Source organism: Mesorhizobium sp. B2-3-13, from assembly GCF_006442195.1.
Lineage (GTDB): Bacteria > Pseudomonadota > Alphaproteobacteria > Rhizobiales > Rhizobiaceae > Mesorhizobium > Mesorhizobium salmacidum.
In genome coordinates, this window is the sequence record NZ_VFVQ01000015.1 from 138,462 (window position 1) to 149,414 (window position 10,953).

At 64.2% G+C, this 10,953-nt stretch carries 10 protein-coding genes; all 10 read left to right on the top strand.

Going from position 1 to position 10,953, the window contains the following annotated elements:
- Positions 1–37: 37 nt before the first annotated feature.
- A complete protein-coding gene (locus tag FJ941_RS19125) occupies positions 38–727 on the top strand; it encodes a hypothetical protein (RefSeq protein WP_181169870.1) in 690 nt (229 codons plus the stop codon).
- Entirely contained in the window at positions 724–1,053 is a 330-nt protein-coding gene (locus tag FJ941_RS19130; protein ID WP_140507953.1) for a hypothetical protein, read from the top strand. Before FJ941_RS19125 ends, FJ941_RS19130 begins: the two co-directional genes overlap by 4 nt.
- Positions 1,054–1,137: 84 nt before the next feature.
- Complete coding sequence (locus FJ941_RS19135; RefSeq protein WP_140507955.1) at positions 1,138–2,034, top strand: glutamine amidotransferase family protein; 897 nt, start codon at positions 1,138–1,140, stop codon at positions 2,032–2,034.
- Positions 2,035–2,059: 25 nt separating this feature from the next.
- A complete protein-coding gene (locus FJ941_RS19140; RefSeq protein ID WP_246672909.1) occupies positions 2,060–2,761 on the top strand; it encodes a GXGXG domain-containing protein in 702 nt (233 codons plus the stop codon).
- A gap of 6 nt (positions 2,762–2,767) precedes the next feature.
- The gene (locus tag FJ941_RS19145; protein WP_015318914.1) at positions 2,768–4,096 is read left to right on the top strand and encodes an FMN-binding glutamate synthase family protein; all 1,329 of its coding nucleotides are present in this window, start codon (positions 2,768–2,770) and stop codon (positions 4,094–4,096) included.
- Positions 4,097–4,128: 32 nt separating this feature from the next.
- Positions 4,129–5,436 (top strand): type III glutamate--ammonia ligase, encoded by a 1,308-nt coding sequence (glnT, locus tag FJ941_RS19150; RefSeq protein WP_140507959.1) that lies wholly within the window; start codon positions 4,129–4,131, stop codon positions 5,434–5,436.
- A 38-nt stretch (positions 5,437–5,474) separates the two neighbouring features.
- Positions 5,475–6,728 (top strand): sarcosine oxidase subunit beta family protein, encoded by a 1,254-nt coding sequence (locus FJ941_RS19155; RefSeq protein WP_027142254.1) that lies wholly within the window; start codon positions 5,475–5,477, stop codon positions 6,726–6,728.
- A 14-nt stretch (positions 6,729–6,742) separates the two neighbouring features.
- Positions 6,743–7,018: a sarcosine oxidase subunit delta gene (locus tag FJ941_RS19160; RefSeq protein ID WP_140507961.1), complete on the top strand. Its 276-nt coding sequence runs from the start codon at positions 6,743–6,745 to the stop codon at positions 7,016–7,018.
- A 226-nt stretch (positions 7,019–7,244) separates the two neighbouring features.
- A complete protein-coding gene (locus tag FJ941_RS19170) occupies positions 7,245–10,226 on the top strand; it encodes a sarcosine oxidase subunit alpha (protein WP_140507965.1) in 2,982 nt (993 codons plus the stop codon).
- Positions 10,219–10,845, top strand: a complete 627-nt coding sequence (locus FJ941_RS19175; RefSeq protein WP_140507967.1) for a sarcosine oxidase subunit gamma family protein — start codon at positions 10,219–10,221, stop codon at positions 10,843–10,845. The genes FJ941_RS19170 and FJ941_RS19175 overlap by 8 nt, the downstream gene beginning before the upstream one ends.
- The last annotated feature ends 108 nt before the right edge of the window (positions 10,846–10,953 follow it).

A 10,953-nucleotide genomic window follows, 5' to 3' on the forward strand; every position in this document is an offset into this window, starting at 1 on the left:
GGCCCGCCCAGGATCTGGACGGGCCTTGCACGAAAAAATGTCCGAAGTGACATCAGCACTGCTTGCCGGGGCAATTGTCCTGGCTCTCGTCCTTCATTTTGCGTGGCTGGCACGCCGCAGCCGCGACAGGGCCTCGGCAGCGCTCGCCGACGACGATGCCAGCATTCGCGCCGTCGTCGCGGACGCGGCCAATGTCTCGGACGGCACCGCCGGCGTCATCACCTGGGAAGGTTCGTGGAATGGCCAACGCGTCCAGTTGCGCACCATCGTCGACACGCTGGCGACGCGGAAACTGCCGGCGCGCTGGCTTAGTGTTTCGATCACCGAGAAGGTCGCGGTACCCGCCATTTTCGACATGATGATGCGGCCGGGCTCACCGACGACCTTCTCCAATTTCGATCATCTGGACCACACGCTGCCGAAAGCTCCGGGATTTCCAGCCGAAGCGGTGCTGCGGACGGATCGCAGAGGCACGCGTTTCCCGCAAGGCATCATCGCCGGTCATCTTGAAACCTTTGCGGATGGCCGCGCCAAGGAGCTGCTGATCACGCCAAACGGAGTGCGCATCGTGTGGCTGCTGGCCGAGGCAGAGCGCGCACGCTACGGCGTCTTCCGGCAAGCAGCGTTCGGTGACACGCGGATCGATGCGACGCTGATCGAGCGGCTGCTCGTCTCTCTCTCGAAGCTGCGGGACGCCATCAACCAAGGCGAACGGCAGGTGGCATGAGCACTTCAAACACATCGCCGGCACCCGTGAGCCCTTATCTCGTCATGGGCGCCGCAATCGTGCTGCCGGCAAGCGGTCATGTCATTCTTGGCGTACCCGTGCGCGGACTGCAGTTCCTTTTCTTCATGGTCATCCTGGCCTGGGTGACCGCCAAGATTTCGCCGCCGGATGCGAGCTTCGTCGGCCGTCATGCGGGCGGCTTTCTGATCTATGCGCTGTCGATCCTCGACGCCTACAAGATCGCCCGCATCCGTACCGCCAAATGGGCTCATAATGCCCGACCGCAGGGGGATAATACGCGGAGTGGCATTGAGCCGCATACGTAATCAGAGGAAAATTTTTTTCATCCCATTGAATTCCAGGATTTCATTCGGTACATCATCTCTAGTCACAAACGTCGGGAGGCTGACATGTGCGGAATCGTTGGACTTTTCCTGAAGGACAAGGCGCTGGAGCCGAAGCTCGGCGCTATGCTGTCGGAGATGCTGGTATCGCTCAGCGATCGCGGCCCTGACAGCGCCGGCATCGCCATCTATGGCGCGACATCAGGCAACGAGGCCAAGATCACCATCCAGTCGCCGAAGCCGGAACGCGATTTCCGCGGCCTGGACGCCGAACTCGCCAAGGCTCTCGGAGCGCCGGTGAGCATTGCGGTCAAATCGACACACGCGGTGGTCAGGACCACGCCCGACAAGGTCGACGCGGCGCGTGAAGCCCTTCAGTCGCTCAGGCCCGACATCCGCATCATGGGCGCCGGCGAAGCGGTGGAGATCTACAAGGAAGTCGGCCTGCCAGAAGCTGTCGTCGATCGCTTCGATGTCCGCAAGATGACCGGCACGCATGGCATCGGCCACACCCGCATGGCGACGGAATCGGCGGTGACGACGATGGGCGCGCATCCATTCTCGACGGGTGCCGACCAGTGCCTGGTGCACAATGGTTCGTTGTCCAACCACAACAATGTCCGCCGCGAGCTGGTGCGCGAAGGCATGAAATTCGAGACCGAGAACGATACCGAGGTGGCGGCCGCCTACCTTTCCTCGCAGATGGCCCATGGCAAGAACCTCGGCGAGGCACTGGAAGGCACGCTCTCCGACCTCGACGGCTTCTTCACCTTCGTCGTCGGCACCAAGAACGGTTTTGGCGTGGTGCGCGATCCGATCGCCTGCAAGCCCGCCGTGATGGCCGAGACCGACCAGTATGTCGCCTTCGGCTCGGAATATCGCGCGCTGACCAAACTGCCCGGCATAGACAATGCGAGGATCTGGGAACCGGAGCCCGCAACCGTCTATTTCTGGGAGCATTGAGTTCATGCCGGCAACCTCCAAGGCAATGCGCGACAGCCATGCGCGCGTCTTCGACCTCGACGTCCTGTCGCTGCGCGAACTCAACCAGGCGCTGCACAATCTGGCTCCCGGCTCGAACGAGACGGCGTGGGAAGTGCTCAACCCGAAAGGCAGCCATTCGGTCGCCGTCGGCGTCGACCAGCCCGTCAGCATCGATGTGCGCGGCAGCGTCGGCTATTACTGCGGCGGCATGAATTCGGGCAGCGCGATCACCGTGCATGGTTCGGCCGGCCCGGGCGTCGGCGAGAACATGATGTCGGGTTCCATCGTCATCAAGGGCGACGCCAGCCAGTATGCCGGCGCCACCGGCAAGGGTGGGCTGCTGGTCATCGAAGGCAATGCGTCGTCGCGCTGCGGCATCTCAATGAAGGGCATCGACATCGTCGTGCACGGCAATATCGGCCACATGTCAGCTTTCATGGCGCAGTCCGGCAATCTCGTGGTGCTGGGCGATGCCGGCGACGCGCTGGGCGATTCCATCTACGAGGCGCGGCTCTTCGTACGCGGCAAGGTCGACAGCCTGGGCGCCGACTGCATTGCCAAGGAGTTGCGGCCCGAGCATCTGGAGTTGCTGCAGGGTCTGCTGGATCGCGCCGGCGTGACCGGCGTCAAGCCGTCGGAGTTCAAGCGCTACGGCTCGGCGCGCACGCTCTACAATTTCAATATCGACAACGCCGACGCGTATTGAGGCAGCATGACCTATCGCAACCCGCCGACGACGCCGCGCAAATCCGCGACCTTCGACGACTACACGCTTTCCGAAATCCGCCGCGCCGCGGCGACCGGCATCTACGATATCAGAGGTGCCGGCGCCAAACGCAAGCTGCCGCATTTCGATGATCTTCTGTTTCTCGGCGCCTCGATTTCGCGCTATCCGCTGGAAGGCTACCGCGAGCGCTGCGACACGTCAGTGGTGCTGGGGTCGCGGCATGCGAAGAAGCCGATCGAACTAAAGATCCCGATCACCATCGCCGGCATGAGCTTCGGCTCGCTATCCGGCCCGGCCAAGGAAGCGCTCGGGCGCGGCGCGACGCTGTCGGGCACATCGACTACGACCGGCGATGGCGGCATGACCGAGGAAGAACGCGGTCATTCCAAGCAACTGGTCTATCAGTACCTGCCGTCGCGCTATGGCATGAACCTGCGCGACCTGCGCCGCGCCGATGCCATCGAAGTCGTCGTCGGCCAGGGCGCCAAGCCCGGCGGCGGCGGCATGCTGCTAGGCCAGAAAATTTCCGATCGCGTCGCCGAGATGCGGACGCTGCCGAAAGGCATCGACCAGCGCTCGGCCTCGCGCCACCCCGACTGGACCGGCCCGGACGACCTTGAGATCAAGATCCTCGAATTGCGTGAAATCACCGACTGGGAAAAGCCGATCTACGTCAAGGTCGGTGGCGCCCGCCCCTACTATGATACGGCACTCGCGGTGAAGGCCGGCGCCGATGTCGTGGTGGTCGACGGCATGCAGGGCGGCACGGCGGCGACGCAGGAAGTGTTCATCGAAAATGTCGGCCAGCCGACGCTCGCCTGTATCAGGCCAGCCGTGCAGGCGCTGCAGGATCTCGGCATGCACCGCAAGGTGCAGCTGATCGTCTCCGGCGGCATCCGCAACGGCGCCGATGTCGCCAAGGCGCTGGCGCTCGGCGTCGACGCGGTGTCGATCGGCACGGCGGCACTCGTGGCGCTCGGCGACAATGATCCCCGCTGGGAGGCGGAGTACAACGAACTCGGCACCACCTCAGGCGCCTATGACGACTGGCATGAGGGCAAAGACCCTGCCGGCATCACCACGCAGGATCCGGAACTGATGAAGCGGGTCGACCCCGTGGCCGCTGGGCGCCGGCTGGCGAACTATTTGAAGGTGATGACGCTGGAGGCGCAGACCATCGCCCGCGCCTGCGGCAAGAACAGCCTGCACAATCTCGAACCCGAGGACCTCGTCGCATTGACGATCGAGGCCGCCGCCATGGCCGGCGTGCCGCTGGCCGGCACCAACTGGATACCGGGAAAGAACGGCTTCTAGAACACATCCAAAGACATAAGCGAGGAACTATAATGGGGAACGATCTCGCCGCATTCGCCAAAGAGAACGGCGTCAAATATTTCATGATTTCCTACACTGACCTGTTCAGTGGCCAACGCGCCAAGCTGGTGCCGGCGCAGGCGATCGCCGACATGCAGAAGGACGGTGCGGGCTTCGCCGGGTTCGCCACCTGGCTCGATCTGACGCCGGCGCATCCCGACATGCTGGCGGTGCCGGATCCGGACTCGGTCATCCAGCTGCCATGGAAGCCGGAAGTCGCCTGGGTCGCCGCCAACTGCATCATGGACGACAAGGAGGTCGGCCAGGCGCCGCGCAACACGCTGAAGCGGCTGATCGCCGAGGCAGCCGCCGACGGCATGCATGTCAAGACCGGCGTCGAGGCCGAGTTCTTCCTGATCTCGCCGGACGGCAAGGCGATCTCCGACGAATACGACACGGCTTCGAAGCCTTGCTACGACCAGCAGGCGGTGATGCGCCGTTACGATGTCATCGCCGAGATCTGCGACCACATGCTGGCGCTCGGCTGGGGCGCCTACCAGAACGATCACGAGGACGCCAACGGCCAGTTCGAGATGAACTGGGCCTTCGACGACGCGTTGCCGACCGCCGACAAGCACTCCTTCTTCAAGTTCATGGTCAAGTCGATCGCTGAAAAGCATGGGCTGCGCGCGACTTTCATGCCCAAACCCTTCCAGGGCCTGACCGGCAATGGCTGCCATGCCCATATCTCGGTGTGGGACGAGACCGGCAAGACCAATGTGTTTGCCGACAAGTCGATGGAACTCGGCCTCTCGGCCAAGGGCAAGAATTTCCTCGGCGGCATCATGAAGCACGCTTCGGCGCTTGCCGCGATCACCAATCCGACGGTGAATTCTTACAAGCGCATCAACGCGCCGCGCACCATTTCGGGCGCAACCTGGGCGCCGAACACGGTGACCTGGACCGGCAACAACCGCACCCACATGGTGCGCGTGCCGGGGCCGGGCCGCTTCGAGCTGCGCCTGCCCGACGGCGCGGCCAACCCGTATTTGCTGCAGGCCGTCATCATCGCCGCCGGCCTCGACGGCATCCGCTCCAAGGCCGATCCCGGCAAGCGCTACGACATCGACATGTACCAGCTCGGCCATACCGTCACGGATGCGCCGAAACTGCCGCTCAACCTGCTCGACGCGCTGCGCGAGTTCGACCACGACAAATCGCTCAAGGCGGCGCTGGGTGAGGAATTTTCGTCGGCATACCTAAAGCTGAAGCACCAGGAATGGAATTCCTATGCTTCGCACTTCACGCAGTGGGAGCGCGACCACACGCTGGATATCTAAGCTCCAACGCGTAGGGCGAGCGGCCTTGGAATAATTTTATGAAATACTCGATCTTCTCGCTCGCCCGCGCCGCTCTTTCCGGCCACAAGAACTGGCAACGCACCTGGCGCGACGCCGCGCCGAAGGATCGCTATGACGTTGTGATCATCGGCGGTGGCGGCCATGGGCTGGCCACCGCCTGGTTCCTGGCCAGCGAGTTCGGCATCAAAAATGTCGCGGTGCTGGAAAAGGGCTGGATCGGCTCCGGCAATGCCGGCCGCAACACCACCATCATTCGCTCCAATTACGGCCTGCCCGGCAATACCGGCTTCTACGAATTGTCGATGAAGCTGTGGGAGCGGATGGAGCAGGACCTCAACTACAACGCGATGGTCAGCCAGCGCGGCGTCATCAACCTCTACCATTCCGACGCGCAGCGCGACGCCTATGCGCGGCGCGGCAACACCATGCGCATCAACGGTATCGACGCCGAACTGCTCGACCTGGCGGCGGTCAGGAAGATGATCCCGTTCCTGAATTTCGACAATGCGCGCTTTCCCGTGCAGGGCGGGCTGCTGCAACGGCGCGGCGGCACGGCGCGGCACGACGCCGTGGCCTGGGGCTACGCCCACGCTGCCAGCGAACTCGGCGTCGACATCATCCAGAACTGCGAAGTCACCGGCTTTGTTAGGGACGCCAACGGCAAGGTGACCGGCGTCGAGACGTCGCGCGGCAGGATCGGCGCCGGCAAGGTCGGCATGGCAGTAGCCGGCTCTTCGTCTCGCGTCGCGGCAATGGCCGGCCTGCGGCTGCCGATCGAAAGCCATGTGCTGCAGGCCTTCGTCTCGGAGGCGATCAAGCCTCTCATTCCCGGTGTCATGACCTTCGGCGCCGGCCATTTCTATGTCAGCCAGTCCGACAAGGGCGGGCTGGTCTTCGGCGGCGACATCGACGGCTACAATTCCTACGCCCAGCGCGGCAACATGCCTGTCATGGAAGATGTCTGCGAGGGCGGCATGGCGCTGATGCCGATGATCGGCCGCGTGCGCCTGCTGCGCCAATGGGGCGGCATCATGGACATGTCGATGGATGGTTCGCCGATCATCGACAAGACACCGGTCGACGGGCTCTACCTCAACGCCGGCTGGTGCTATGGCGGCTTCAAAGCGACACCTGGCTCAGGCTTTGTCTTCGCCCATCTGCTTGCCCGCGATGAATCGCATGAGGAGGCCGCCCGCTTCCGTCTCGACCGGTTCCGGTCTGGTGCTGTCATCGACGAAAAGGGCCAGGGCGCCCAACCGAACCTGCACTGAAGGCGGCTGGAACCATGCGCATCACCTGTCCCTTCTGCGGCGAACGCGAACTCGGCGAATTCACCTATCTCGGCGACGCCAAGCCGGTGCGGCCGGCACCTGGAGCATCGGAAGATGAGGTCTACGATTACGTCTATCTGCGCGACAACATCGCCGGCGTGATGGACGAGAACTGGTATCACGGCGGCGGTTGCCGGGCTTGGCTGAAAGTCACCCGCAACACGCTGACGCATGAGATTTCGGCGGTCGAACCAGCGGCAGGTGCCGGCGCTAGGCAGGTCGCGAAATGAGGTTTCCTATCGAACTCGGCGCTGCCCCTCACCTGCCTGCCGGCATCCTCTCCCCGTATAGGGACGGGGAGAGGGGCGCTGCCATCGCCGGTTTCGCCAATCGCCAGCGTTGCAGGAAGAGAGCCAGCATCGCGGCCAGCCGCCTTCGCCCGGTCACTATACGGGGCGAAGTGCCCGACAGGGCGATGAGGGGCGGCGCCGACCTTCCGATTGTGAGGCGTGCATCGTGACTTCCTTTCAACCCAATCGCCTCGCCGACGGCGGTCTTGTCGACCGCTCGGCGCCGCTCAACTTCGGTTTCGACGGCAAGAGCTTCTCCGGTTTCAAAGGCGACACGCTTGCCTCGGCATTGGTTGCCAACGGCGTCAAGCTGGTTGGCCGCTCGTTCAAATATCACCGCCCGCGCGGCATTCTGACCGCTGGCTCGGAAGAGCCCAACGCGCTGGTCGAATTGCGCGGCGGTGCACGGCGCGAGCCGAACACCAAGGCGACGACGGCGGAGCTCTATGAAGGGCTCGACGCCGCCAGCCAGAACCGCTGGCCGTCGCTCGACTTCGACGTGATGTCGGTCAACCAGCTGTTCGCGCCGATCTTCGTCGCCGGTTTTTACTACAAGACCTTCATGTGGCCGGCGAAGTTCTGGGAAGCGATCTATGAGCCGGCGATCCGCCGTGCCGCCGGTCTTGGCCGCGCCGCGGGCATCGCCGATCCAGACCATTACGACAAGGCCTGGGCGCATTGCGACGTGCTGATCGCCGGCTCTGGCCCGACTGGCCTCGCGGCCGCCCTCGCAGCAGGCCGCAGCGGCGCCCGCGTCATCCTGTGCGAAGAGGATTTTGTCCTCGGCGGCCGGCTGCTTGCCGATGGCGGCATGATCGACGGATTGCCTGCCGCCGAATGGATTGCGCGCACGCTCAGTGAGCTTGCCGCCATGCCCGATGTCCGCATCATGACGCGCACGACGCTGTTCGGCGTCTATGATGGCGGCACCTACGGCGCGATCGAGCGCGTCAACGACCACCTGCCCTCGCCGCCGGAGCACCAGGTGCGCCAGCGGCTATGGCGGATCGTGGCCAAGCGCTGCGTCGTCGCGGCGGGCGCGCTCGAACGGCCAATCGTCTTTGCCGGCAACGACACGCCGGGCGTGATGATGGCGTCCGCCATGCGCAGCTATATCGCACGTTACGCCGCGGCGCCGGCCAAGCGCATCGCCCTGTTCACCAACAATGAGGATGGCTGGCGCACGGTCGAGACGGCACTCGGCGCCGGGCTGCAGGTCGCTGCCGTGATCGACGCGCGCGCGGAAATCGCGCCCGAGCAGCGCTCGCTTGCCAGCAAGAGCGGCTTTCCCGTCCTGCATGGCACCGTCAGCGGCATCGACGGCGGCAAGAATGGCGTGCGCAAGATTTCCGTCGCACTCACCGGCGGCGCGCGTGCCGAAGTAGAAGCCGATGGGCTTGCCGTTTCCGGCGGCTGGAACCCGGCGGTCGGGCTCACCTCCTATCATCGCGGGCGACCGAAATGGCGCGACGACATCGCCGCCTTCGTGCCCGACGGCGCGCCGCCCGGCATGGTTGCCGCGGGTGCCGCCAACGGCGCCTTCGGACTTGGCGCCTGCCTGCGCGAAGGATTTGCGGCGGGCGCGGCGGCGGCAGGTGATGCCGGACACGGCAATGGTACAGGCTCCACGCCGGTGGCCGACGACCAAGCTTTTTCGCTCACGCCGCTGTGGCATGTCGCGGGCAAGGGCAAAGCCTTTGTCGACCAGCAGCATGATGTCACCGCATCGGATATCGAGCTGGCGCAGCGCGAAGGTTTTGAATCGGTCGAGCACCTGAAGCGCTACACCACGCTTGGCATGGCAACCGACCAGGGCAAGACCTCGAACGTCGCCGGCCTCGCCATCATGGCGGCGATCACAGGCAAATCCATTCCCGAGACCGGCACGACAATCTACCGGCCGCCCTATGTGCCGGTCGCCATAGGCGCCTTCGCCGGCCATCATCGCGACGAGACTTTTCACGCGACGCGGCTGACGCCGTCGCATCACTGGGCCGCCGAACAGGGCGCGATCTTCGTCGACACCGGTCTGTGGAAGCGCGCGCAATGGTATCCGCGCGCCGGCGAGAAGGACTGGCTGGAATCGGTGACCCGCGAGGTCAAGGCAGTGCGCTCCGGCGTCGGCTTCTGCGATGTCTCGACGCTTGGCAAGATCGACGTGCATGGCGCCGACGCCGGCGCCTTCCTCGACCGCGTCTACATCAATACCTTCTCCAATCTTGCGGTGGGAAAAGCGCGCTACGGACTGATGCTGCGCGAGGACGGCATCGTCTACGATGACGGCACCACGTCGCGTCTGGCCGAGGACCACTATTTCCTGACCACCACCACGGCCAAGGCCGGACTGGTGATGCAGCATCTCGAATTCTGCCGGCAGGTGCTGTTCCCTGAACTCGATGTCCAGCTGACTTCGGTCTCCGACCAGTGGGCGCAATTTTCGATCGCCGGACCCAAAACCCGCGACCTGTTGAAAGAGATCGTCGATTCTTCGGAAGACCTTTCCAACGAAGGCTTCCCCTTCATGGGCGTACGCGAAGTCGCGTTGCGCGGCGGCGTCAAGGCGCGGCTGTTCCGCATCTCCTTCTCCGGCGAAATGGCGTTCGAGATTTCGGTGCCGGCGCGCTACGGCGAGGCGATGGCCCGCAATCTGATGATCGCGGGCCAGCCGTTCGGCGTGACGCCTTACGGCACCGAGGCGCTCGGCGTCATGCGCATCGAAAAAGGCCATGTCGCGGGACCGGAACTCAGCGGCACGACCACCGCGGCCGATCTCGGCCTCGGCAAGATGATGTCGACCAAGAAAGATTTCATCGGCCGCGTGATGGCCGGCCGCGAGGCGTTGGTTGCTGCGGATCGGCAGGTCGTCGTCGGCATCAAGCCGACCGACAAAACGCGACGGCTACGCTCCGGCGCGCACATCATTCCGAAGGGGCAGACAGCCGGGCCTGATAACGACCAGGGCTACGTCACCTCGGTCTGCTTCTCGCCGATATCAGACCAATGGATCGGGCTTGGGCTTGTCGAACGCGGTCGCGAGCGCATCGGCGAGATCGTGCATGCGCACGATCCGCTGCGCGGCGAAAACTATGACGTCGAGATTTGCAACCCCGTGTTCTACGATCCGGATGGAGGGCGCCAGCGTGGCTGAGTTTTCCTGGGAAACCCGCAGCCCGCTCGATTGCGCGCTGGTTTCGGGACCGTATGGCGCGCATGGCGAGGCCGGCGTCACCCTGACCGAAATTCGCAATTTCGATCTGGTCCAGGTGATGGCGCGACGCGGCAAGGCGGCCGAGATGGCGAGCGCCGCTAACGCGCATTTCGGCGTAGCGGTTCCGGAAACACCGAAGACGGCTGGAGCAGCCGAAGCCACGCTCATCTGGTCGGGACCGGATCAGTTCTTCGTGCTGTCGAAAGGCGGCAGACATCAGGTGGGGTCGCTGGCTCCAGGTTTCGCGGCCTCGGCTTCGCTGTCGGACCAGTCGCATGCGCGGGTGTTGATCCGCATTTCCGGCGACAAGGCGCGCGCCCTGCTCGCCAAACTGTCGTCGATCGATCTATATCCAGCGGCGTTCCCGGTCGGAACCGCGGCAGCCACCTCGATGGACCACACCAGCGTCGCGCTGTGGCGCGGCAATGATGCGCGGGACGGACAGGCGGTGTTCAACGTCCTGGTGTTCGCGACGTTCGCCGAGAGCTTGTGGCATACTATGCTGGACTCGGGTGCCGAGTATGGTGTCGAGATCGGGCATTCGGAGGACTTGGCGTAGCATGGCGCACCTGTCCTTCTCCCCTTGCGACGCCTTTGCACGGGAGCCGATATTTGGCGCACGTGATGCATGGGCGTTTTTTGAAAGGCGATCGGGCCGCCTTGGCGG